Origin of the sequence: Corynebacterium canis, from assembly GCF_030408595.1 — a bacterium.
In the GTDB taxonomy this organism is placed as follows: Bacteria; Actinomycetota; Actinomycetes; order Mycobacteriales; family Mycobacteriaceae; genus Corynebacterium; species Corynebacterium canis.
Genome location: NZ_CP047080.1, coordinates 2118062 through 2140966, shown reverse-complemented (window position 1 = coordinate 2140966; position 22905 = coordinate 2118062). Strand labels below are relative to the sequence as shown.

The 22905-nt window shown below is 61.8% G+C and carries 21 protein-coding genes; all 21 read left to right on the top strand.

What is annotated here, in order from left to right; translation table 11 throughout:
• The first annotated feature begins 6 nt into the window (after nucleotides 1-6).
• The 21 genes from mraY (at nucleotide 7) to CCANI_RS09365 (ending at nucleotide 22901) form a co-directional block, all read left to right on the top strand.
• Entirely contained in the window at nucleotides 7-1107 is a 1101-nt protein-coding gene (mraY, locus tag CCANI_RS09465; protein WP_146323435.1) for a phospho-N-acetylmuramoyl-pentapeptide-transferase, read from the top strand.
• Nucleotides 1108-2460 (top strand): UDP-N-acetylmuramoyl-L-alanine--D-glutamate ligase, encoded by a 1353-nt coding sequence (murD, locus tag CCANI_RS09460; RefSeq protein WP_146323436.1) that lies wholly within the window; start codon nucleotides 1108-1110, stop codon nucleotides 2458-2460. It begins immediately after the preceding gene.
• Nucleotides 2457-3809, top strand: a complete 1353-nt coding sequence (locus CCANI_RS09455) for an FtsW/RodA/SpoVE family cell cycle protein (RefSeq protein ID WP_246118155.1) — start codon at nucleotides 2457-2459, stop codon at nucleotides 3807-3809. The genes murD and CCANI_RS09455 overlap by 4 nt, the downstream gene beginning before the upstream one ends.
• Entirely contained in the window at nucleotides 3803-4879 is a 1077-nt protein-coding gene (gene murG, locus CCANI_RS09450) for an undecaprenyldiphospho-muramoylpentapeptide beta-N-acetylglucosaminyltransferase (protein ID WP_146323437.1), read from the top strand. The genes CCANI_RS09455 and murG overlap by 7 nt, the downstream gene beginning before the upstream one ends.
• Nucleotides 4872-6281 carry a UDP-N-acetylmuramate--L-alanine ligase gene (murC, locus tag CCANI_RS09445; RefSeq protein WP_146323438.1) on the top strand — a complete coding sequence of 470 codons (1410 nt, stop codon included), beginning with the start codon at nucleotides 4872-4874 and terminating at the stop codon, nucleotides 6279-6281. The genes murG and murC overlap by 8 nt, the downstream gene beginning before the upstream one ends.
• Before the next feature lie 5 nt (nucleotides 6282-6286).
• Nucleotides 6287-6937: a cell division protein FtsQ/DivIB gene (locus CCANI_RS09440; protein WP_290211012.1), complete on the top strand. Its 651-nt coding sequence runs from the start codon at nucleotides 6287-6289 to the stop codon at nucleotides 6935-6937.
• A 163-nt stretch (nucleotides 6938-7100) separates the two neighbouring features.
• Nucleotides 7101-8312: a cell division protein FtsZ gene (ftsZ, locus tag CCANI_RS09435; protein WP_146323440.1), complete on the top strand. Its 1212-nt coding sequence runs from the start codon at nucleotides 7101-7103 to the stop codon at nucleotides 8310-8312.
• On the top strand, nucleotides 8313-9035 hold the full coding sequence (gene pgeF / locus CCANI_RS09430) for a peptidoglycan editing factor PgeF (RefSeq protein ID WP_146323441.1): 723 nt from the start codon (nucleotides 8313-8315) through the stop codon (nucleotides 9033-9035).
• Nucleotides 9032-9724: a YggS family pyridoxal phosphate-dependent enzyme gene (locus CCANI_RS09425; RefSeq protein ID WP_146323442.1), complete on the top strand. Its 693-nt coding sequence runs from the start codon at nucleotides 9032-9034 to the stop codon at nucleotides 9722-9724. Before pgeF ends, CCANI_RS09425 begins: the two co-directional genes overlap by 4 nt.
• A gap of 55 nt (nucleotides 9725-9779) precedes the next feature.
• Entirely contained in the window at nucleotides 9780-10190 is a 411-nt protein-coding gene (locus tag CCANI_RS09420) for a cell division protein SepF (RefSeq protein ID WP_146323443.1), read from the top strand.
• Between the two features lie 81 nt (nucleotides 10191-10271).
• Nucleotides 10272-10559, top strand: coding sequence for a YggT family protein (locus CCANI_RS09415; protein WP_425457309.1), 288 nt, complete (start codon nucleotides 10272-10274; stop codon nucleotides 10557-10559).
• A 254-nt stretch (nucleotides 10560-10813) separates the two neighbouring features.
• Nucleotides 10814-11677 carry a DivIVA domain-containing protein gene (locus CCANI_RS09410; protein WP_146323445.1) on the top strand — a complete coding sequence of 288 codons (864 nt, stop codon included), beginning with the start codon at nucleotides 10814-10816 and terminating at the stop codon, nucleotides 11675-11677.
• Between the two features lie 63 nt (nucleotides 11678-11740).
• Nucleotides 11741-11896, top strand: coding sequence for a hypothetical protein (locus CCANI_RS09405; protein ID WP_186750044.1), 156 nt, complete (start codon nucleotides 11741-11743; stop codon nucleotides 11894-11896).
• 214 nt (nucleotides 11897-12110) lie between these two features.
• On the top strand, nucleotides 12111-15254 hold the full coding sequence (ileS, locus tag CCANI_RS09400) for an isoleucine--tRNA ligase (RefSeq protein ID WP_146323446.1): 3144 nt from the start codon (nucleotides 12111-12113) through the stop codon (nucleotides 15252-15254).
• A gap of 165 nt (nucleotides 15255-15419) precedes the next feature.
• Nucleotides 15420-16580 (top strand): hypothetical protein, encoded by a 1161-nt coding sequence (locus tag CCANI_RS09395; RefSeq protein ID WP_146323447.1) that lies wholly within the window; start codon nucleotides 15420-15422, stop codon nucleotides 16578-16580.
• 40 nt (nucleotides 16581-16620) lie between these two features.
• A complete protein-coding gene (locus tag CCANI_RS09390; protein ID WP_246118156.1) occupies nucleotides 16621-17448 on the top strand; it encodes an EamA family transporter in 828 nt (275 codons plus the stop codon).
• A gap of 226 nt (nucleotides 17449-17674) precedes the next feature.
• Nucleotides 17675-18712 (top strand): glycosyltransferase, encoded by a 1038-nt coding sequence (locus CCANI_RS09385; protein ID WP_186750046.1) that lies wholly within the window; start codon nucleotides 17675-17677, stop codon nucleotides 18710-18712.
• Entirely contained in the window at nucleotides 18709-19392 is a 684-nt protein-coding gene (locus tag CCANI_RS09380) for a hypothetical protein (RefSeq protein WP_146323449.1), read from the top strand. The genes CCANI_RS09385 and CCANI_RS09380 overlap by 4 nt, the downstream gene beginning before the upstream one ends.
• Complete coding sequence (locus tag CCANI_RS09375) at nucleotides 19385-20800, top strand: hypothetical protein (RefSeq protein WP_146323450.1); 1416 nt, start codon at nucleotides 19385-19387, stop codon at nucleotides 20798-20800. Before CCANI_RS09380 ends, CCANI_RS09375 begins: the two co-directional genes overlap by 8 nt.
• Nucleotides 20797-21816, top strand: coding sequence for a glycosyltransferase family 4 protein (locus CCANI_RS09370; protein ID WP_146323451.1), 1020 nt, complete (start codon nucleotides 20797-20799; stop codon nucleotides 21814-21816). Before CCANI_RS09375 ends, CCANI_RS09370 begins: the two co-directional genes overlap by 4 nt.
• Entirely contained in the window at nucleotides 21813-22901 is a 1089-nt protein-coding gene (locus CCANI_RS09365; RefSeq protein WP_146323452.1) for a polysaccharide pyruvyl transferase family protein, read from the top strand. Before CCANI_RS09370 ends, CCANI_RS09365 begins: the two co-directional genes overlap by 4 nt.
• The last annotated feature ends 4 nt before the right edge of the window (nucleotides 22902-22905 follow it).

The following is a 22905-nucleotide window of genomic DNA, read 5'->3' as shown; positions in this document are numbered from 1 at the left end:
CAAACAGTGACTCAGATCCTAATTAGTGCCGCGATTAGCTTTCTCGTGGCGATCTTTTTCACCCCAGTGCTGATCCGCTGGTTCAGCGCGGAAGGGATCGGCCAGGAAATCCGGGCGGAGGGTCCTAAGTCGCACCTGCGCAAACGCGGCACGCCGACGATGGGCGGGATAGCGATCCTCACCGGAATCCTCGTGGCCTACCTGATTTCCGGGGTTATGGGCCTGCTCATGGGCTACGGCGGCTTTACCGTGTCCGGGCTGCTGGTGCTGGGGCTTACGCTCGTGTTAGGCGGGCTTGGGTTCGCCGATGATTACATTAAGCTCGCCATGGGCCGCAACCTGGGCTTGAATAAGAAAGCCAAGCTGATCGGCCAGGCGGTGGCGTCGCTGGTGTTCGGTTTCCTGCTTACCCGGTTTGCCAACGAGCAAGGCTTAACGCCGGGTTCCACGCACCTTTCCTTTATCCGTGACATTGATATTTTGGATATCAGCTTCGGCGGCAGCATCCTCGGCATGGGCCTGTTTTTGCTGTTTATTTACATTTTGATCAGCGCTTGGTCCAATGCCGTGAACTTAACGGACGGTTTGGATGGCCTTGCCGCGGGCGCAACGGCGATGGTGATGGGCGCCTACACCATGGTGACCTTCTGGCAATTCCGTAATTCCTGCGAATTGGCCGTGAAGGCCGGTTGCTATTCCGTGCGCGATCCGCTGGATTTGGCTATTTTGGCGGCGGCGGGTTTGGGCGGCTGCCTGGGCTTTTTATGGTGGAATGCGGCGCCTGCAAAGATTTTTATGGGGGATACGGGTTCCTTGGCGTTGGGTGGTTTGGTGGCCGGCCTGTCGGTGGCTTCCCGCACGGAGCTGCTGATGATCGTGATCGGCGCGCTGTTTGTTATTGAGGCGGCGTCGGTGGTGATTCAGGTGGCGGTGTTCCGCACGCGGGGTACGCGCTTTTTCCGCATGGCGCCGTTCCACCACCATTTTGAGTCCGGCGGCTGGGCGGAAACCACCGTGGTGATCCGTTTTTGGTTAATGACGGCCATGGCGTGTATTGGCGGTATGGCATTGTTCTATACCGAATGGCTTAACGTTGCGGGAGTGTAGATGATTATTGATGGACACGTGCTGGTCGCGGGCGCCGGCGTTTCTGGCGCGGGGTGCGCGCGCATGCTGGTGGACCTGGGGGTGCAGGTTACCGTCGTAGACGACGATGAGACCGCGCGGTTTCGCGTCAGCGAGGCGACGGGTGCGGCGAATGTGTCCAGGGATGCCGTGCGTTGGCAGGACTATACGTGCGTGGTCACCTCCCCGGGGTGGCGCCCCGACACGCCGTTGCTTATCGACGCCGCGGCCAACGGCCTCCCCGTAATCGGCGACGTGGAGCTGGCGTGGCGGCTCGATCGGGACGGTGTGTTCGGCCCGCCGCGCACCTGGATGGTGGTGACTGGGACCAATGGCAAGACCACCACCACGGCCATGTTGGCGGAGATGATGCGCCGGGGCCCGCAGCGCGCCGCCGCGGTGGGCAATATCGGCGTGGCCATCGGCGATGCGCTGACGGCGAATCCGCGCATCGATGTGCTGGTGGCGGAGCTATCGAGCTTTCAGCTGCACTGGTCGGAGCAATTGCGCCCGGATGTGGGCTGCGTATTGAACCTGGCGCACGATCACATCGATTGGCACGGCAGTTTTGATGCCTATGCGGAGGCGAAAATGAAGGCCTTGCGCGGCGGCACCGCCATTATCGGCGTGGATGATCCGGAGGTGGTGGCCCGCGCCGGCGCGGGCTGCATCGGCTTTACCCTCGGCGAGCCCGCCGCGGGCCAGGTGGGCGTGGTGGACGGCTACCTGGTGGACCGCGCCTTTGACGGCGGCAGGTTGGCGCCGGTGGCGGGCATTTCCCCGCCCGGTTCGGCCGGCGTATTGGATGCGTTGGCGGCGGCGGCGATGGCGCGCTCCCAGGGGATCCCGCCGGAGTCGATCGCGCAGGCGTTGTCGAGTTTTCAGGTTTCGGGGCATCGCGGCCAGGTGGTGTTTCATTCCGGCGGGGTGTCCTATATTGATAATTCCAAGGCGACGAACCCGCACGCCGCGGACGCCGCCTTGGAGGGGCATGAGTCGGTGGTGTGGATCGCCGGCGGTCAGCTCAAGGGTGCGGATATCCTTCCGGTGATTCGAAAGCACGCCGGCAGGTTGAAAGCGGCGCTATTGCTCGGCGTGGATCGCGGCCTGATCGCGGCTGCATTGGCTACAATCAATCCGGAGATTCCGGTGGTTATCACCGATTCGACGGATCCGGAGCAGGCGATGGCGGAGCTCGTGGCAGCGGCCCGCCGCATCGCGGCCCCGGGTGATGTGGTGCTGCTCGCCCCGGCTGCGGCCTCCCTGGACATGTATTCGGGTATGAGCCAGCGCGGAACCATTTTCGCCCAAGCTGCCGCTGGGAGTAGTACATGAGCAAACTTGCAGATAAGGTGCAAGCGGTATCGCGCGATGTGAACGCCCGCCCGCTCACGGACTATTACATGATCACCATCGTGGTGGGCGCGCTCACCGGCTTGGGCCTTATCATGGTGACCTCCAGCTCCATGACCTGGTCGGTGCTGGATGGCGATACCGTGTGGGGCGCCGCCGGTAAGCAAGCCGCCATGGTGATGGTGGGTGTGCTCGCCTTTTGGGGGGCGTTGCGGCTGCGCCCGGCCACCATAAAACGCTGGTCGGGGGCGCTGTTGGTGGTGGCTTTCGTGTTGCTCCTGCTGGTGCTTATCCCGGGGATCGGCACGGGCCGCGAGTCGGTTGGCTCCCAATCCTGGATCGCGGTGGGCCCGTTGCGCATCCAACCTTCCGAGATCGCCAAGGTGGCCATCGCGGTGTGGGGTTCGGCGTATCTTGCGGACCGCACCAAGGCCTCCTCTTCATTGGATTCCTCGCATTTCCGCTACCTGGGCGTGTCCCTGTGCATGGTGGTATTGATCCTGCTGCAGGGCGATGTGGGCATGGCCCTCGCCTTTATCGTGGTGGTGGGTTTCGTGCTGTTTTTCGCGGGGGTGCACCCCAAGCTGATCGTGGGCGCGATCGGCGTGGTGGGTGTGGGCCTGCTGCTTATCAGCATGCGCGGCGGTTTCCGTTCGGACCGTTTCACCGTGTATTTTGACGCGCTCTTTGGGTCCTTCCAAGACACCCGGGGCAAGGCGTTTCAGTCCTATCAGGGTTTCTTGTCGCTGGCTGATGGCAGCCTTACCGGCGTGGGCCTCGGCCAATCTCGCGCGAAATGGTTTTACTTACCGGAAGCGAAAAACGACTTTATTTTTGCCATTATCGGCGAGGAATTAGGCCTGTGGGGCGGGGCCATGGTCATTGGATTATTTGGTGTCCTCGCCTGGTTTGGGCTGCGCACCGCACAGCGGAGCCGTAACCGTTTTCAGTGTTTGCTCGCGGCGTCGTTAACCGCTGGGGTGACGGCGCAGGCGTTTATCAATATCGGCTACGTGGTGGGTTTGGTGCCCGTGACCGGCATTCAGCTGCCCATGATTTCCGCGGGCGGAACCTCCGCAATTATTACATTGGCCGCAATGGGGCTATTGGCTAATTGCGCGCGGCACGAACCCGAGGCGATTTCCAATATGCAGAATTACGGACGATCTTTCTGGGATCGATTGTTGCGTTTGCCGGAACCGATGGCGCCCAATGCACGCCGCCCGAAGCCGCAGGTAAGGCCCCGCTTTGGCGAGCCGGTCACGGCGCGTGGTGGTAGCGTCGGTGCAAGGACGCCAGCGAATCGACGAAGGAGAACAAAACCGTGGTGAACATCGTTGTGGCGGGTGGCGGTACCGCAGGACACATCGAGCCGGCACTCGCCGTAGCGGATGCACTACGTGCGCAGGGGGCAGACGTCACTGCATTGGGCACCGCCCGCGGCCTGGAAACCGACCTCGTGCCCAAGCGCGGCTACGAGCTGAACCTTATCGATCCCGTGCCGGTGCCCCGCAAGCTCAACCTGGACCTGCTGCTGCTGCCTTTGCGGGTGCTTAAGGCCGTGCGGCAGACCCGGAAAATCCTGCGCAAACAGCGCGCGGATGCGGTGATCGGCTTCGGCGGTTACGTCGCGGCGCCGGCCTATGTTGCCGCCCGCACGCTGGGTATACCGTATTTTGTGCACGAGGCAAACGCGCGCGCTGGGCTGGCCAATAAGCTGGGCGTGTGGATGGGCGGCACGGGGCTCAACGCCGTCGCCGGTTCCGGCATGCGTGGCGACGTCGTGGGCGTGCCGATCCGCGCGAACCTTTCCGGCGCGCAGTCCGCAGACAAACGCGCCGCAGGCTACGCCAAATGGGGCTTAGATCCCGCCAAGCAAACCCTATTGGTCACGGGCGGTTCCCAAGGCGCGCGTTCCCTGAACCTTACGGTCGCCGATGCGGTGGAAAGCATCACCGCAGCCGGCATTCAGGTCTTGCACGCCTATGGGCGCAAAAACGAGGCCCCGCCCGCCCGGGAGGGCTATGTGGCGGTGCCGTACATTGACACCATGGATTTGGCCTATGCGGTGGCGGACCTGGTGGTGTGCCGGGCCGGGGCCATGACCGTGGCGGAGGTGACGGCCGCCGGGATCCCCGCCATCTATGTGCCGCTGCCGCACGGCAATGGCGAACAGGCCCTGAACGCCAAGCCGGTGGTGGACGCCGGCGGTGCCACCTTGATCTACGATGCGGATCTTACCGCCGAGGGGTTGGCCACGCAGGTGAATGCGATCCTTGGGGATCCGGAGATCCACGACAGCATGATCGATGCCGCCCGGCGCAGTGGCCTGGGGCACGCCGCCGAGGCAATCGCTTCGCGCATCCTACAGACGAAAGAAAACCTAGAGGAACATGACTGACCTTTCTCGAGTACACCTTATTGGTATTGGCGGTGCCGGCATGTCCGGCGTTGCCCGCATCCTGCTCGCCCGCGGGGCGCAGGTGAGCGGCTCCGACGTCAAGGAATCCCGCACCTTGGCGGCGCTGCGTTCCATGGGTGCAAAGATCGCGGTGGGGCACCAGGCGGAACACCTGACCCTGTCCGGCGAATTGCCCACCGCGGTGGTCATTTCCTTTACGGCGATCCCCAAGGACAACCCGGAGCTGGTGGCGGCGCAGCAGGCGGGCATCCCCTTGTTGCGGCGCAGCGACCTGCTGGCGGAACTCATGGAAGGTTCGCGGCAAGTGCTTATCGCGGGCACCCATGGGAAAACCTCCACCACCTCGATGACGGTGGTGGCGCTGCAAACCGCCGGGCTGGACCCCAGCTTTGCCATCGGTGGGCAGCTGAGCAAGGCGGGCATGAGCTCGCACCAGGGCACCGGCGATTGCTTCGTGGCGGAGGCCGACGAGTCCGATGCCTCGCTGCTGCGCTATAGCCCGACGGTCGCGGTGGTGACCAATATCGAGCCGGATCACCTCGACTTCTTTAAAACCCCCGCGGCGTACTTCCAGGTATTCGATGATTTCAGCGAATGCATTACCGAGCAGGGCGCATTGGTGGTGTGCCAGGATGATGAGCACGCCAAGGCGCTCGGGGAACGCGCCCGCGCCCGGGGCGTGCGGGTGCTTACCTATGGGTCCGCACAGGAGTGCGACGCCCGCGTGGTGGGCTTTACCGCCACCCACGAAGGCTGTTCCTTTGACATCGTCACTGCCGATGGTGCCGTGCCGGTGCGGTTGCGGGTGCCGGGCAAACACATGGCCTTAAACGCCACGGCGGCGTTTCTGGCCGGCACGCTGGTCGGTGCGGAGCCGCAGCGGCTCGCCGAAGGTTTGAACGGTTTCACCGGGGTGCGGCGGCGCTTCGATTTCCGCGGCGTGGTTACCCATGGCGATTACGCCGGGGTGCGGGTGATCGATGATTACGCGCATCATCCGACCGAGGTGCGCGCGGTGCTGCAGGCGGCGCGGGAAAAGCTGGAATCCGAGCGCGCGGAAAACGGGGCGCAGGGCCGCGTCGTGGTGGTGTTTCAACCGCACCTGTATTCCCGCACAATCGAATTCCATAAGGAATTCGCGGAGGCTTTGTCGGCGGCCGATGAGGTCATAGTCATGGATATATTTGGTGCACGAGAGAAGCCCGTGGAGGGTGTGGACGGTCGCATTATTAGCGATCTTATTGGTGCACACTACGTCAAGAGTTTTTCTGATGTGCCGAGGCGTGTCGCGGAGATCGCTCAGCCGGGAGACCTTGTGCTTACAATGGGTGCCGGAAGCGTGACCATGCTCGGACCAGAAATACTGAACGAACTCCATTGAAACGGTTGAATCGAAAACTCCTGTACGTTATCGCCGCAGTGATAGTTATTGTCGCTGCGGTGATTGCCGTGTTTTTTACCCCGCTGTTTACCGTGCAGCGCTTCGAGGTACACGGACAATCGGTCACCAGTGCGGACGATGTGGTGGCCGCCACCAAGATCCGCGAGGGGGATGTGCTGGCGAGCGTGGATGCGCACCGCGCCGCCAACGATGTGGCCACGCTGCCATGGGTGGCCAACGCGACGGTCTCGCGTTCCTGGCCCGACACGATCGTGGTTGATGTGGTGGAACGCACGGCGGTGATGTACGTGCACCGCGAGGATGGCGATCACCTTGTGGATACCACCGGAACCGCTTTTTTGATCGATACGCCGCCGGAGGATTCGGTGGAGATTCGGGGCACCGATGAGGACGATCAGAAATTATTCGGCAAGTTGAGCGAAATTTTGGACGCCTTGGGGGATGTTCGGGGGCAGGTCGAGGCCTTTGAGGTTTCGGGCCCGTATGAGGTCACACTTGTGTTCGACGATGGGCGCACTGTGGTGTGGGGCGCGCCGGAAAACAACGAGGATAAAGCGGTTGCCACCCGCATTGTCTTGGGCCGGGAGGGCCAGCACTGGAATGTGAGTGACCCAATTCAGGTCACCGTAAAGTAGCGTTTCCGCAGTTCAGCAACTTTAAAGTAGAGGTTGAATGTACCGACACGCCCCGAAATGTCCGCCAATTTTTGGGCGTTTTCACCGATGATAAATAGGTCCCTACATGGTTGTAGGAATGTCTAGCATTCATCATCGTAAAAGAAAGGCGAGTCAACCTCATATGACCTCTCCGAACAATTACCTCGCCGTGATTAAGGTTGTCGGTGTCGGCGGTGGCGGCGCGAACGCCGTAAACCGCATGATCGAAGAGGGGTTGAAAGGCGTCGAATTTATCGCCGTCAATACGGACTCCCAGGCGCTGATGTTTTCTGATGCCGAGGTAAAGCTCGACATCGGTCGCGAGGCAACCCGCGGGCTAGGCGCAGGCGCAAACCCGGAAGTGGGCCGCACCTCCGCAGAAGATCACAAGAGCGAAATCGAGGAGACCCTTCGCGGCGCCGACATGGTATTCGTAACTGCGGGCGAAGGCGGCGGTACCGGAACCGGTGCCGCCCCCGTGGTGGCCAATATCGCCAAAAAGCTCGGCGCCCTGACCGTTGGCGTGGTGACCCGGCCGTTTAGCTTCGAAGGCAATAGGCGCGCGCGCCAGGCCGAGGAGGGCATCGAGGCGCTGCGGGAAGTCTGCGACACCCTCATTGTTATCCCCAACGATCGGCTGATGCAGCTCGGCGAGCCGAACATGTCGCTCGTAGACGCCTTCCGCAACGCCGACCAGGTGTTGCACGACGGTGTGCAGGGCATTACCAACCTGATCACCACCCCCGGCGTGATCAATGTGGACTTTGCCGACGTGCGCTCCGTGATGCAGGACGCCGGATCCGCCCTGATGGGTATCGGTTCGGCCCGTGGCGAAAACCGCGCGCGTGCCGCCGCCGAACAGGCCGTAAACTCCCCGTTGCTGGAATCCACCATGGCGGGCGCCAAGGGCGTGCTCTTGTCCTTTGCCGGCGGCTCCGACCTGGGCCTGCAGGAGGTCAACGAGGCGGCGCATTGCGTCAAGGAACTCGCCGACGATGATGTGAACCTGATCTTCGGCACTATTATCGACGACAACCTGGGCGATGAAATCCGCGTTACCGTGATCGCAGCTGGGTTCGATCCCGCTACCAATGCGGGGACGGTGACCCACTTAAACAAGAAGGCGGACGCGGTCGTCGATAAGGAGCCTGAGCACAATCCCACGCCGGCGCCCCGCGAATCCTTGTTCCCTGACGTGGAGGAGGAGCGGCATCAACCTGCACCCGCGCCCCGCACCTACGAAGCGCGGGCGGGTGAGGCGCGCAACCGGCTGCAGCATGGCGGCATGTTTACGGGCAATGACTCGCGCAATAACGACGAAGACGACCTCGGCGTACCGAGTTTCCTGCGCTAGATGGAAGCAATTGAGCAACGCCCCGTCCGCAAGGTGTTTACCACCCGAGCAGGCGGGGTTTCCCGCGTTCCATACGACTCCTTTAACCTCGGCGACCACGTCGGCGACGACCTGCAGGCGGTGGCGGCAAACCGGGCGCGGCTGGCCCGGGTCCTAGGGCTGCCGCCCGAGCGAATCGTGTGGATGGAACAGCTGCACACCAATAATGTGACCGTGGTGGACGGTCCGGTGACGGCGGGTCCGGTGGCGGCCACCGACGCTTTGGTGACGCGCTGCAAAGGGCTCGCCTTGGCCGTGCTGACCGCGGATTGCGTGCCGCTGCTGCTCTCCGACACGGAAGCGGGCGTGGTGGCGGCGGTGCACGCCGGGCGAATGGGGGCGCGTAACGGCATCGTGGCCAAAACGATATCCAAGATGGTTGAGCTAGGTGCAACCCCGCACCAGATCCACGCGCTGATCGGCCCCGCGGCCTCTGGGCGGCACTACGAGGTACCCCCGGCGATGGCCGATGACGTGGAGGCGCGGCTGCCGGGAACGAAGACCACCACGGAACGCGGCAGCTGCGGTTTGGATCTGCGGGCGGGAATTGTGCGGCAATTATTGAGCCTTGGGGTGCGTGCGATCGACGCAGACCCGAGGTGCACTATAGAAGAGGAAACAATGTTTTCGTATCGTCGTGACGGTGTTACCGGGCGCCAGGCCGGTTTGGTGTGGCTGCAATGACGCGCCGCGATGACTTGGTAGCAAATCTCACACTCGTTCGAGATCGCATTGCGCGGGCGGCTGCGGCGGCGGGGCGGGATGCGGAAGAGATTCAGCTACTCCCGGTAACTAAATTTCGCCCAATAGAAGATATCGAGTTGCTGTTCGAGTTGGGTTTTAGGGAAGTCGGGGAGAATCGCGATCAGGAGGCGCGCGAGAAAGCGGCTGCGCTACCGGGCATGAATTTTCACATGATCGGTCAGGTGCAGACGAAAAAGGCGAACTCCGTGGCGCGGTGGGCGCACACCGTGCAATCCGTGGATTCGTTGAAGCTCGCGCAGGCGCTCAATAAAGGCGCTGGTCTTGCGCTTGAAACAAGTAAACGCGAGGGGCGTCTGAGGTGCATGGTGCAAATGAGCATTGATGGTGACCCCGGGCGTGGTGGGGCAGTAGAGGCTGCTGTGGAACCGTTGGCGGAGTGGATCGCAGAGGCCGAATTTCTGGAATTTGTCGGACTTATGTGCGTTCTGCCGGTAGGCGACCATATGTTTGATAGCGCGCAACGCATGTTTGCTAAATTGTGCGCTTGTTATGGAGATTCTCTGGATTTTAGCGCCGGAATGTCGCAGGACTTAGAACAAGCAATTTTCGCGGGTTCGACAATCGTGCGTGTCGGAACCGGCATCATGGGGCCGCGCGATTTACCGTAGGACAAGCAAATGACGCACAACGTAATGTTGCACAACGGAAAAGGATTACGACCCCATGTCGCAGTTGCAGAAGTTCAAGGAATTTTTCGGCCTCGACGCGCCTGAGGAACCATACTACGAGGATGAGTACGCCGCGGACCCCCGCAGTGGCGCAGCGTACAAGCCGGCAGAAAGCTACTCCTACCGCGAAACCGTATCGCGTTCCTACTCCCCGAACATCGTGTATGTGCGCACCCAGACGTTCGATGATTGCACTGCGGTTGCCGAGCCATTCCGCGATGGCGACGCCGTGGTGTTCGATATGGGTGGGGCGGCTAGCGGTATCCCTCGAAGGATCGTGGATTTCGCCTCTGGCCTGTGCTTTGCCTTGCGCGGTACCATGCGACAATTGGATAGCCGAGTGTTCGCGATCATTCCGGAAGGCGCGTCCGTGAGCACCATCGAACTAGAGCGTGCAATCCGATAGCTTGTTGGCACCTTTTCCCGTCGGGGTCACCACGTACGTCTGCTTTCGTGGTGGCCCTCTTTTTGCGTTAGGCTCGGTGTGGTGAACTACCTGTTTTTAACGCTATCGCTCATCATTGAAATATTTACTTTCTTGTTGATAGCGCGCATTCTTATCGAGATGGTCCAATCCTTCTCGCGTAATTTCCGTCCCCCTCGTTGGTTCGTGATGATAGCGGAACCCATTTTCGTCATCACAGACCCGCCGGTGAAGGCTTTGCGTCGCGTGATCCCGCCCGTACGTATGGGATCTGTTGCATTAGACGTTTCAGTTTTGGTGCTGTTTTTTGGCCTTCAATTGATTCAGATGCTCCTGAGCAGGGGTTATTAAAATTACTCGGGGGGACTATTCGGGGGTAAATGGTGACTATCGTGTGCGTGTCAGCTGCTATCTTGTGCACCATCTTTACGGGTTTCAGTTGTCAATCACGTGCATTCAGGGAACAATGAGCTATGTAATGCAGTGCGCAAGGGTTTCAATTGGGTTACACTTGCGACTATCTGAACAAAGCGCTTTAGGGTCCCCCCTGAAGCTAAAGGGCCTCTCATTCGGGGCTTTGAATCGACACGCGAAGGGAACCGTCCATGCTGCTGACTCCAGCTGAAGTGCACAACGTGGCTTTCAGCAAGCCGCCGATTGGAAAGCGTGGCTACAACGAGGACGAGGTCGACCAGTTCCTCGATCTGGTGGAAGACACCCTCGGCCAGCTTCACGAAGAGAATCATGATCTGCGCCAGCAGGTCGACGAACTCCGCGCAGAGCTCGCCCAGGGAGGTGGACCCGCCCCCATTGCTGCCGTTCCCCAGGTTGACGAAGCCGCGATCCGTCAGCGCATTCGCGCGGAGCTTGAGTCCGAATTGCGTGCCGAATACGAAGCTAAGCAGGCCAAGTGGGTTGAGGAGCATAAGGCCCCCGAGCCCGCCGCCGATACGAACCTGCAGGCTGCCCGCGTGCTGGGCCTTGCGCAAGAAATGGCGGATCGCCTTACCAGCGATGCCCGCGCGGAATCCCACAATATGTTGGAAACCGCACGCGCCGAGGCAGAGCGTACCGTTGCGCAAGCTAACGTCGCCTCTGAGCGCACAATTTCCCGCGCGAACAGTGAAGCCTCTACAAAGGTCGCTGACGCCACTGAGAAGTCCGAGGCGATGCTTGCAAAGGCTAAGCAGGACTCCACATCTATGATCCTCGAGGCCACCGAACGAGCTGAGGCGCAGATCCGCCAAGCTGAGGATAAAGCAAACGCCTTGCAGCTGGATGCTGAGCGTAAGCACACCGAGATCATGGCTACCGTCAAGAAGCAGCAGGCCGCGCTGGAAGGCCGCATTGCAGAGCTGCGTACCTTCGAACGCGAGTACCGTACTCGCCTCAAGACCTACCTCGAAAGCCAGCTCGAAGAGCTATCTACTCGAGGCACTGCGGCACCGCACGGTGCCGACGATAACTAGTCGCGACGCGACCCGGCCCTTCAGCAAGCGCTGTAGGGCCTTTCCGCGCGAAAGGAGAATGGGGTGCTCATAGCCGCAGTGCTGGTCGCACTGGTCGCGCTGGTGCTGCTGGTCATAGCAGTGCAGGCAGAATCCGACATCTGGTCGTATCTGCTGATTTTGGTCGCCGGAATAGGCTTTGTCCTGTGGATTTGGGATGTGATTCGCACTAGGCGTTAAGCTAGTGTGCGGAAGTGGCGATGATCCGGCAATCACCGGGGAGCTTTCGGAAGAACGGCACGAGGGTGTGCTCAGTAGAACCGGACGGGTGGGACCGTGATAGACCCTTAAACGAAGTGGAGTGTTTTGCACACACTCAAGCCGGGTGGTACCGCGCGCTTTTTGGTGCGTCCCAGCAATAAGTGACAGAACTTTTTGCAAGGAGACGAACAAAATGGCAGTTGGTGGCGTGTACCCCCGCGTCGATCTTACGGGGGGTTCCAGCCGGTTCCCAGACATGGAACAGCGCGTCCTCGAGTTTTGGGAGGCGGATAAAACCTTCCAGGCCTCCATCGATGCGCGCGATGGCGCACCGGAATTCGTGTTCTACGACGGTCCGCCTTTTGCGAACGGCCTGCCGCACTACGGCCACTTGCTCACCGGATATGTCAAAGACATCATTCCCCGGTACCAAACCATGCGCGGCAAGAAGGTAGCCCGTGTGTTCGGTTGGGATTGCCATGGTCTGCCTGCGGAACTGGAGGCCGAAAAGCAACTCGGCATCAAGGACAAGGGCGAGATCGAGGCCATGGGCCTGGAAAAGTTCAATGAATATTGCGCCAAGTCGGTCCTCGAATACACCGAGGAGTGGAAGAACTACGTCACCCGCCAAGCCCGCTGGGTGGACTTCGAAAACGGCTACAAGACCATGGACCTCGGGTTCATGCAATCCGTTATGTGGGCGTTTAAAACCCTGTACGACAAGGGCCTGATCTACCAGGGTTTTCGCGTGCTGCCGTACTCGTGGGCAGAGCACACGCCGCTGTCTAATCAGGAAACCCGCCTCGACGATTCCTACAAGATGCGCCAAGACCCCGCGCTCACCGTTACCATGCCCATCACCGGCGGGCCGGAGGAGTTTATCGGGGTAAACGCCCTAGCGTGGACGACCACCCCGTGGACCCTGCCGTCCAACCTTGCGCTGGCCGTGAACCCGGCGGTGTCCTATGCGGTGGTCAAGGCCGGCCCCGGCGGGCTATCCGAATTTGTTGGCGAACGGTTCTTGGTGGCCGAAAACCTCGTCGGCGGCTACGCCAAGGAGCTCGGCGAGTACGAGGTGCTATCCACCCATAAGGGCGCAGACCTCGTCGGCCTAACCTACGAACCGGTGTTCGGATTCTTCCGCGACCACCCCAATGCATTCCGCGTGCTTGCCGCGGACTATGTCACCACCGAGGACGGCACCGGCATCGTCCACCAGGCACCCGCCTTCGGTGAGGACGACTTAAACACCTGCGCCGCCGAGGATATCGAACTTGTTATCCCCGTGGACATGGACGGCAAATTCACCTCGCTGGTCCCAGACTACGAGGGCCAGCTGGTCTTCGATGCGAACAAGAACATCATCCGCGATCTCAAGGCGGCACGCCGCGTCCTGCGCCACGAGACCATCGAGCACTCCTACCCGCACTCCTGGCGCTCTGGGCAACCCTTGATCTATATGGCGCTGCCCTCGTGGTTCGTCGCCGTGACCAAGTTCCGCGACCGCATGGTGGAGCTCAACCACGAGCAGATCGAATGGATGCCCGCACATATGCGCGACGGGCAGTTCGGCAAGTGGCTGGAGGGTGCGCGCGACTGGAACATTTCCCGCAACCGTTATTGGGGTTCCCCGATCCCGGTCTGGGTCTCCGATTCCGAGGAGTACCCGCGCGTAGACGTATACGGTTCGCTGGACGAACTGGAGCGCGATTTCGGCGTTCGTCCCACCTCGCTGCACCGCCCCTATATCGATGAGCTGGTGCGCCCGAATCCGGACGACCCGACCGGAAAGTCCATGATGCGCCGTGTCCCCGAGGTGCTGGACTGCTGGTTCGAGTCCGGTTCCATGACCTTTGCGCAGAAGCATTACCCGTTCGAAAACAAAGACTGGTTCGATACCCACAACCAGGCGGATTTCATCGTGGAATACTCGGGCCAATCCCGCGGCTGGTTCTACACCATGCACGTGCTGGCCACCGCGCTTTTCGATTGCCCGTCCTATAAGAAGGTCGTCGCACACGGTATCGTTCTCGGCGATGACGGGCTGAAGATGTCCAAGTCCAAGGGCAACTACCCGAACGTCAATGAAGTGTTCGAACGCGACGGTTCCGACGCGATGCGCTGGTTCCTTATGTCCAGCCCCATCCTGCGCGGCGGCAACCTGATTGTCACCGAGCAGGGCATCCGGGAAGGCGTGCGCCAGGCGTTGCTGCCCATGTGGAACGCATACACCTTCCTGCAGCTGTATTCCGGCAAGCCCGCGCGGTGGTCCACCGCCTCCACCAATGTGCTCGACCGCTATATTTTGGCCAAGCTCCACAACCTTGTGGCGGCGTGCCAAGAGGCTTTGGACGCCTCCGATATCGCCCGTGCGTGCGACGAGGTGCGCTGGTTCTGCGACGCGCTCACCAACTGGTATGTGCGCCGTTCCCGCGATCGCTTCTGGGCCGGCGACGAGGAATACCCCGAGGCATTCGACACCCTGTTCACGGTGTTGGAAACCCTGACCCGCGTGGCGGCGCCGCTATTGCCCATGGCCACGGAGGTGATCTGGCGCGGGCTCACCGGCGAGCGTTCCGTACACTTGGCCGATTACCCGAAGGCCTCCGAGTTCCCGGCGGACGATGCCTTGGTGCGCACGATGGACGAGGTGCGCAGTGTCTGTTCCGCCGCGTCGTCGATACGCAAGGCGAACAAATTGCGCAATCGCCTGCCGCTGCCGAAGCTGACGGTGGCGCTGCCGGAGTCCGCGCGCCTGGAGCCGTTCGCGTACATCATCAAGGAGGAGGTCAATGTCAAGGAAGTGGTGCTTACCGACGATGTTGACGCCATCGGGCACTTCGAAGTGGTGGTGAATGCGCGGGTGGCCGGGCCGCGCCTGGGCAAGGACGTGCAGCGCGCCATCCGCGCGGTTAAGGCCGGCGATTATCAGCGTGTCGACGCCGCGGTAATCGCCGATGGTATCGAACTGCAGGAAGGCGAATTCACCGAGCGCCTCGTGGTGGCGGACCCCGAATGCACCGCGCAAATCGAAGGTGTGGACGGGCTTGTGCTCGTCGATCGTAATGTCACCGTAGCCCTCGAGGCCGAGGGGTGGGCGGCGGACCTGATCCGCGGCCTGCAGGACGCCCGCAAGCAATCCGGCTTTGAGGTTTCGGACCGCATTACCGTCACGGTGAGCGTGCCTGCGGATAAGGTGGCGTGGGCGCAGCGCCACCAGGACTATATCGCGGGCGAGGTGCTGGCCACTTCCTTCGCAATCACGGACGAATCCATCGCGGGTCTGGATATCATCGAAGGCGTCACTGCCACGTTGGCAAAAGTGGCAGCCGAGTAGTTCGCATTGGCCCCGGGCACCGCATACACGCGGCCCGGGGTTCGGGAGGGCTGGGGGTAGCGGTCGCGCCACACCGCAGGCAAGGGCGGTAGTTTGGGGGAACGGCACGGGTGGCTTTGCGTCTGTGGCCGCGCAGTGGAGAGACGTTGGAGATTGGAATCAACGATGGCGCATTTTGAATTGACTGGCGAAACTTGCGAATACCGTGGACGGACCTTGCGCCGCATTCGGGCCCTGAAATTCTTGCGGCATTGTGGCGTGCTCCCCGGCGTGCTCGGGGGTTGGGTGGAGCAGCACGAAAACCTTTCCGACGACGCGTGGGTCGCCGACGATGCGAAAGTGTACGGCGATGCCACCATCACCGACGAGGCCGTGGTGTGTGGGGAGGCCGAGGTGTACGAGCATGCCCAGGTGCGCGGGCGCTCGAAGGTATCCGGCACCGCCAAGGTGTTTGGCCATGCCATGGTGTCCGGGGACATCACGGATTCCGCGCAGGTGTTCGGTAATGCGACGGTGTGGCGATCCGGCCCCAATCCGTGCACCGTGGCGGGCGACGCGCGCGTCTTTGAAAACGCCCGGGTGTTCGGCGAGTGCTGGGTCGGCGACCACGCGCGATTGTTCGGTTGCGCTTCGGTGCAGGGGCGGGCCCGCGTGGGCGGCATGGCCGGCGTGTTTACGCACGCCACCGTGACGGAACAGGCCTGGGTATCCGGGCAATCGCAGGTATTTGGCAATGCTCAGGTTGCCGGCCAATCCTGGATCCACGAAGACGCGCAAGTGTTCGAAAATGCGCGCGCCTTCGGGCAATCGCAGGTGCTGGGCAGCGCCCGCATATTTGGGCACGCATGGGTTTCCGGCCTGGCCGCCGTGGAAGGCGGGGCGCAGGTGTTCGGCTATGCGCAGCTGAGCGGCAAGGCCCATGTGTGCGCGGGCCGGTTCAGCGGTACCGCGCGCGCGGGCGAAGATATCGAATTGGATATCCCGGATACGCTTACCACGGAGGAATTGGATGCCCGCGCCGGGCAGGAATTCACCGACGGCGTATTTGTGTTCGATCCCGCGCGGCAGTGTTTTACCGGCGGCTACGAATCCACGTTCTACTTCGATCACGTGGGCCCGAACACCTACCGCGAGGTGCTGCGCTATTGCGAGGGGGAAGAGGTGGAGCCCGATCCGGGCACGGAAATGTACTTTACGGGTTCGCCGCGGCAGCTGAAGGCCGCGGTGATTGCCAGCCAGACCAATGCCGGTGGGTTTATGGGGTATCCCGTCGTGTTCGATAAGAAGTTCGTCACGCTGTTCGTCGGCGATTTAGAGGTGCCGTAAGGGCGCGGCGTCGCTAAGCGGGAAGTTACACTGGGACGCTATGGGTCAACGTTTCGCCGCGCCGGTGCTGATGGTGGTGTCCGGGCTGTCCATGTACGCCGGCGCTGCGGTAGCCGTAGGTTTGTTCGATGTGCTGCCGCCGTCGGTGGTGGCTTGGCTGCGCATCGCCGCCGCCGGCCTGCTCTTGCTGGTGCTGCGCCGCCCAAAGATCGCCGAGTTTTTCGGGCGCGCGGGCGCTGTAGCTGCGGTTTTCGGCGTGGTCACGCTCGGTATGAACATGGCCTTCTACGAGGCGATTTCGGAACTGCCCCTAGGCACTGCCGTGGCGATCGAATTTTTGGGCCCCATTGCCGTGGCCGCGTGGGGGAGCCGTAGCGTGCGCGATTGGTTGGCGCTGGTGCTTGCGGGCGGCGGGGTGCTGGTGCTGTCGGGGGCGCAATGGTCCGCAAGCGCCTACGGGGTTTTGTTCGCCCTGCTCGCCGCCGCGCTGTGGGCCCTCTATATCGTGGTGGGCGCCCGCGTGGCAAAAGAACGTTCGAAAAACAGCCTGGCCGTGAGCTTCTGCTGGGCCGGCGTGCTGGCCATCCCGCTGGCCGTGCTCGCCTGGCCGCAGCACGGCGTGGGCATGGCCACGTGGCAGCTCCTCGCGCTTGCCGCGGGCCTCGGCCTGCTGAGCGCGGTGATCCCATACAGCTTGGACCAGGTGATCCTGCGCATCACCAGCCCCGATTATTTCGCGGTGCTGCTCGCCCTGCTGCCGTTGACGGCCGCGCTGCTGGGGGCGGTGGCGCTCGGCCAGGTGCTGAGCGTGGCGGAGATGGTGGGCATCGGCGCGGTGGTCGCCGCGGTGGCGCTGCGCAAGCAATGACGCATTCGGGGGCGGTAGCGATTGTGATATATGCGACTCTTTCGCGCCCGTTTCCTTGCCTGCTGCTACTGAATGTATATGCGTTTTCCTGAGAAAACTGCTTTTTCGGCCGTGTCATGTTCACAACTTAATAAGCATCTATTAGATTTCCTTTAGAAGCCCATTTAGTTTTACTATGCAGTATTGCGCGCAAGATGACGGCGTGGCGGCGACACGGAAGGAAAACATGCGGGTTTTACATGTGGCGGAATGCCTCGCCGGAGGCGTTCTGACCGCCCTGGAAGGCTACGTGAAGGCGACACCGAACCTGGAGCACATTGTGCTTGGAAATTCTCGGCGCGGGCACAACCTTGCCATGCGCACCGTGGCGGGGAGCAAACAATTCATTCAGCTGCCGCATAACCACGCGCGGGCGATCCGTGCCGTGGCCAAACAATTGCACGAATTGCGGCCCGATGTCCTGCACGCACACTCCTCGTACGCTGGGGTGTATGCGCGGCTGGGGGCGCTGGGTTCGGAGGTTCCCGTGGTGTATACCCCACACGCGATTTCGTACGGACGTCCGGATTTCTCGCCGCCCAAACGGGCGCTTTTGCATGCCGTGGAAAAGCTGCTTTCCATGAATACCGATGTGTTTGCAGCCTGTTCCGTGCACGAGCGCGACCTGCTTGCACGTTTGAACGGCCGGGTCCCCGTGGTCACGGTGCCGAATGCGTTGCCGCTGGACCACCCGGCGCGTCGATACGAATGGCAAGCGTGTGCGGGGCGCAAGGTGGTTGGCATGGTGGGGCGCATCAATGAATACCGCGATCCTGAGCGTTTCCTTAGCATTGTGCGGCGCGTTCGCGAACAGCGCGCCGACGTCGAATTCGAATGGATCGGCGACGGCGACGAGGAGCAGCGCATCCGCCTTACCGCCGCCGGCGTCCACGTGACGGGCTGGCTGAGCAGCGAGGAATTGCAGCGGCGCATCACGGCGTTGTCCATGCTCCTGTACACCTCCCGCTGGGACGGCTTCCCCATGGTGATCCTTGAGGCAATTACCGCCCGTGTGCCCACCATCGTCGCCGATATTGCTCCGCTGCGCGAGTGCCCCACGTGCGCGCGTTTCGACGACGCGGACCAGGCCGCCGCGAAAGTGCTCGCCCAACTCGACCTGAACGAGCCATTGGCTTGGTATTGGGACCCGCTCTTGGCGGAACATACCTTTGAAAACCAGCGACAAGCGCTGATCCGCGCGTACGAACTCGCTACCGCCTTATGAAATTACGCGAAGCTTTGCGGCGGCCGGCGCGCCTTAAGGCGCTGCTTAGCTGGTGGAACAATGATTTTGGTAGCGCCCGGTGGCAGCGCATCGCCGTGCGGCTGGTGGCCTGGTTGTGCATTCCGGTGTTCGCGCTTACCGGGTGGGAAATCGGGCAATCGTATCTGCGCACCCGGGACATCACCTATGTGGTGGATACGAAAATCCTGGTGACCAATCCGCGCATCGAGGATCCCGATGAGCACCAGCGCCTGATCGCCCTTGGAAAAACCCGCGATGACACGGTGTTTTTGGGTGGCGCGGTGGAGTCCCCGGACTTCCAGCGGCTGTTGGTGGCCAATTCCGGGGTGGCCGAGGACTCCTTCGAGGTGACCAGCACCGCCACCCGCGCCGCGCGGACCATCACGCTGCGGGTCACGTCCAAGGACCCCCGGATTAGCTCCGTGGTGGCGGTGCGTGTCTTTGTCACCATGCAGCAATACCTGGACCAGCACCGCGGGTCCGTGTACCTAGACACCGGCATCGCGCCCACGGAACCGGCGGGCATAACCGCCTATTACGCCGGAGTGGGTGCGGATTGGCCGGTGTCCGGCACCGTCCTCGGCATGATTATAGGATTCACCGTGGTGGTGGTCAGCGCGCGGCTGCCGCAGCTACGCAGGGGGTCCGAAGATGCCTAAGCTGCCCGTGGCCGAGCACCAGCGGATCCAATTCCCCTGGTGGGCCAATCCGATGGTATTGATGTTGATCAGCCTGTGCGTGGTGGCATACGTGGTGTTGTTCGTTGGGCCGAGCCAATACGAAATGTGGAAGACCGCCCAGCACGTCACCCCGGCCGACGGCCCCATCGTGGTGGGCATCCTGGTGGCCGCGGTGTGCGGCGGCATCGTTGGCCGCTGCGTGGTCATGCGCCCCGCCGCCACGGCCCCGTATCTGGAACAGACCCAACGCTTCCTGCGCACCCGCATTGTCACCGTATTTTTGTACGCGTTTTTTGCGCTTACCGTGGCGGGCTATGCGCTGTGGATCGCCAAGGCGGTGCAGAGCGGATTGACCATCAGCACGTTGCAGGCCGTGGTGCAGGGCGACCCCGGGGCGATCTCCGAGCTAAAGAAAAACGCCCAGCCCACCGCGGGCGTGACCACCTTTACGCAATGCGGCACCTTGGTGGCGGTGCTGGGCATCGTCCGCTCCCGGCTGACGGGCAAGCGGGCCACGATCCTGATTATCACGGTGCTGCTGCTTTCCCTGGTGCGCTTCCTGTTCTATGCGGAACGCATCGCGTTTTTGGAGGTGGCCGTGCCCGCCATCATCCTGACGGTGGCCCTGCTGCCGGCCCGCGTGCGGTGGCCTTATGCGCGCCGCATGGTCATCCGCGTGTTCCCCGTGGTGGCCGTGGCGGTGGTCTTCGGGCTCTTTGCGCTTGGCGAATATTTTCGCTCGTGGGCCTTTGTCCGCCAGGAGACCGACCAAACGTTCGTGGGCTATATTGCCAGCCGGTTTATCTCCTATTACGCCACCGCCACGAATAACGGCGCGCTTTACGGCCGCATCGCCAACGAAAAGGGCATACAGCACACCGCGTTTTACGCCTTCTACAATTTCCCCGGGGAGCCGTTCGGGGTGGATACCGTAGACGGAACTTCGTTCGACCAATGGTGGGCGCTGCAATTGGAAACCTCCGCAAACCCCACCTTGACCAATATCGGAACCGTATTTCCGCTCGTCGGCGAACTTTCATTGACCACGGTCATAGTGGTGTTCTTTGTATTGGCGTTCCTTACCACCGTGCTATTCCGGCAGGCCGCGCGAGGGCATTTATTGTCCTTGCTCATCGTGCCTATTTTGTGCTTCGCGTTTATGGAATTGCCGCGGATTTCCTATCTCACCTTGGGGCGCAGCGTGCCCATGTTTTTGGGCCTGCTGGTGCTGTGGCTTGTGTTCGATCTTTGGAAGGCGGCGGGGAGCACACCCCCGCGCGAGGCGCCCCCGCAGGAAAAGGCGCGGCGCCATCACCAGCTGCCGGCGGGACACAGGTACCACATCGCGATGAAACAGTATTACGAACTCGTTGAGGAACAGCCATGAAAAAGGTCTTTTATCCAGGGCGCATTTTAGAACGCAATGTGGGCGGCAACACCACCTACACCCGGGCGATCGCATCCGGCATCACAAGCTACGGATGGCAGGTGGCCACCTTGCCCTACCATTCCAAGGCGGCGATCACAGCGCTTTTGGAACAACGCTCCGCATTGGCAAAACCCAAGGCAGGCGAGCTGGTGCACTATAGCGCGGACACGGGCCCCCTGGTGCCGGTGCGGCGCCCGTCGGTGGTAACGGTGCATGGGGTTGCCAGCGCGGTGGCGCAGGGCGTGCGCAATCCGCTGCAGGAGGCGACGTGGCGCACCAGGGTGCGTGCGGCGATCCGATGCACCGACGCGCTTATCACCGTATCCGAATCTAGTAGCGAAACCCTGCAGGAGGTATTCGGCCTCGACGCCGCGCGCATCCACGTGATTCCCCACGGCATTGATATCGCGCAATTTGCCACGCCGACGGTATGCACCAGCGAGGTGCGCGAACAGCTGCCAAGCGAATACCTGTTGTACCTCGGCAATGTGGAACCGCGCAAGAACCTTATCCAACTCGTCAACGCCGTGGACCACCTGGAAATCCCCCTCGTGGTGGCGGGCCGCACCGCCTGGAACGCCGAAGGAATTGAACAGCGCATTGCGGAAAGCCCGAATACCGTCCGCCTCGGTTTCGTTTCGGATCAAGACAGAGTGTATTTGCTGCAACATTGCCGCGCCTTTATTTTCCCGAGTTTGTACGAGGGATTCGGTTTCCCCGTATTGGAGGCGATGGCGGCGGGGGCTCCGGTCTTGGCCACGCGCCGGGGTTCGTTGCGGGATGTCGCGGGCCCCGCCGGGCATATCGAGGATGTGGGTGCCAGCGCCATCGAAACGGCGTTGACGAGGTACTTTGGCGACGACGCCTGGTTGCGCGATGTGGTCACGCCGGGGCGGCACTGGGCCGAGCAATTCAGTTGGGACAAGAGCGTGGCGGCGCATCACCGCCTGTACGAGGAGTTGATTCAGCGATGAGTCCGAAAGTGCTTGTGCTTCATGCGTACAGCGCCCACAACCGCGGCGACGGCTTGCTTGTCGACCGCTCAATCGCACTCCTGCGCGAAGCCTTCGGCGCCGATGTCCAGCTTGAAATGGTCGCATCCTATCCCGAAAGCTTTTCCTATCTCGGCATCCCCGTGTATTGCGCCAAGCCCGGTCGCAGCGGGTGGAACCGAGAGTACCTGCGCGTGTTGCGACGCCTCAACAGCTACGACCTTATCGTCGGCGTCGGCGGCGGTTGCCTGCGCGCCGGGCACCCCGTGGAGATGGCGAAAACGCTGCTTGTCATGGGCCCGCAAATCTTCGCCGCCGGGGCCGCGCGTACCCCCAGTGTGTACCTTCCGCAAAGCATTGGCCCGTTTCGTTGCGGCTCGGCGTATCTGTTCCGCTACCTCGTGGGGCGCATCACCAGCTACATGCTTCGCGACGCCCGCTCCCTAGCCGAAATCCGCCAATCCAACTGCGTGCGCCTGCCGGACCTGGCCTTGACTTCACCCGAATTTACCCAGGCAGTGCGTGGTTTTTCCGAGGTGGATGTGGACGATACGGTGGTGTTTACGGCGCGCGCGGTGCACGGATCGCTGCCGCCCGGCGTGCGGGAATTGTATGCCCGGCTGCGCCAAAGTGATATCCCCGTGGTGGGCTTTATCCAAAGCGCGGTGGGCGGCAATAACGATACCGAGGTGCAGCGCTCGCTGACCGGCGCGGCGGAAATCACCCCCGCGGAATACTTACGCCAGGGGCCCGAATACCCCGCTCGAGTGGTGGTGGCGGTGCGTCTGCACGCGGCCCTGATGGCGTTGCAGGCGGGGCATTATGTGATCCATCTTGCCTACGAGCGCAAGGGCTTCGCGGCGTTTGAAGACGCCGGATTGTCCCCCTGGGTGCACAACGTGAACACCTTTGATCCCGAATGTGTGCTTGAGCAGGTAAAAACGCTGCTCACCGATGAAACCGCCCGCGCCGAGTATCGCAAAAAAGTTCGGGAGCGGTGCGATTATCTAGAGCGATGTCACGCCGAAATGATCGAAATCCTGCAGGCGAGCGTATCGCAACAATGAGCTA

Bases quoted from the DNA above. Each gene is read 5' to 3' on its own strand.
- CCANI_RS09390 (WP_246118156.1), top strand. From the start codon at position 16,621: ATGGGTCAACGTTTCGCCGCGCCGGTGCTGATGGTGGTGTCCGGGCTG.
- CCANI_RS09385 (WP_186750046.1), top strand. From the start codon at position 17,675: ATGCGGGTTTTACATGTGGCGGAATGCCTCGCCGGAGGCGTTCTGACC.
- CCANI_RS09365 (WP_146323452.1), top strand. From the start codon at position 21,813: ATGAGTCCGAAAGTGCTTGTGCTTCATGCGTACAGCGCCCACAACCGC.
- CCANI_RS09455 (WP_246118155.1), top strand. From the start codon at position 2,457: ATGAGCAAACTTGCAGATAAGGTGCAAGCGGTATCGCGCGATGTGAAC.
- CCANI_RS09370 (WP_146323451.1), top strand. From the start codon at position 20,797: ATGAAAAAGGTCTTTTATCCAGGGCGCATTTTAGAACGCAATGTGGGC.
- CCANI_RS09380 (WP_146323449.1), top strand. From the start codon at position 18,709: ATGAAATTACGCGAAGCTTTGCGGCGGCCGGCGCGCCTTAAGGCGCTG.
- CCANI_RS09395 (WP_146323447.1), top strand. From the start codon at position 15,420: ATGGCGCATTTTGAATTGACTGGCGAAACTTGCGAATACCGTGGACGG.
- CCANI_RS09425 (WP_146323442.1), top strand. From the start codon at position 9,032: ATGACGCGCCGCGATGACTTGGTAGCAAATCTCACACTCGTTCGAGAT.
- pgeF (WP_146323441.1), top strand. From the start codon at position 8,313: ATGGAAGCAATTGAGCAACGCCCCGTCCGCAAGGTGTTTACCACCCGA.
- CCANI_RS09420 (WP_146323443.1), top strand. From the start codon at position 9,780: ATGTCGCAGTTGCAGAAGTTCAAGGAATTTTTCGGCCTCGACGCGCCT.
- ileS (WP_146323446.1), top strand. From the start codon at position 12,111: ATGGCAGTTGGTGGCGTGTACCCCCGCGTCGATCTTACGGGGGGTTCC.
- murC (WP_146323438.1), top strand. From the start codon at position 4,872: ATGACTGACCTTTCTCGAGTACACCTTATTGGTATTGGCGGTGCCGGC.
- CCANI_RS09375 (WP_146323450.1), top strand. From the start codon at position 19,385: ATGCCTAAGCTGCCCGTGGCCGAGCACCAGCGGATCCAATTCCCCTGG.
- ftsZ (WP_146323440.1), top strand. From the start codon at position 7,101: ATGACCTCTCCGAACAATTACCTCGCCGTGATTAAGGTTGTCGGTGTC.
- murD (WP_146323436.1), top strand. From the start codon at position 1,108: ATGATTATTGATGGACACGTGCTGGTCGCGGGCGCCGGCGTTTCTGGC.
- CCANI_RS09410 (WP_146323445.1), top strand. From the start codon at position 10,814: ATGCTGCTGACTCCAGCTGAAGTGCACAACGTGGCTTTCAGCAAGCCG.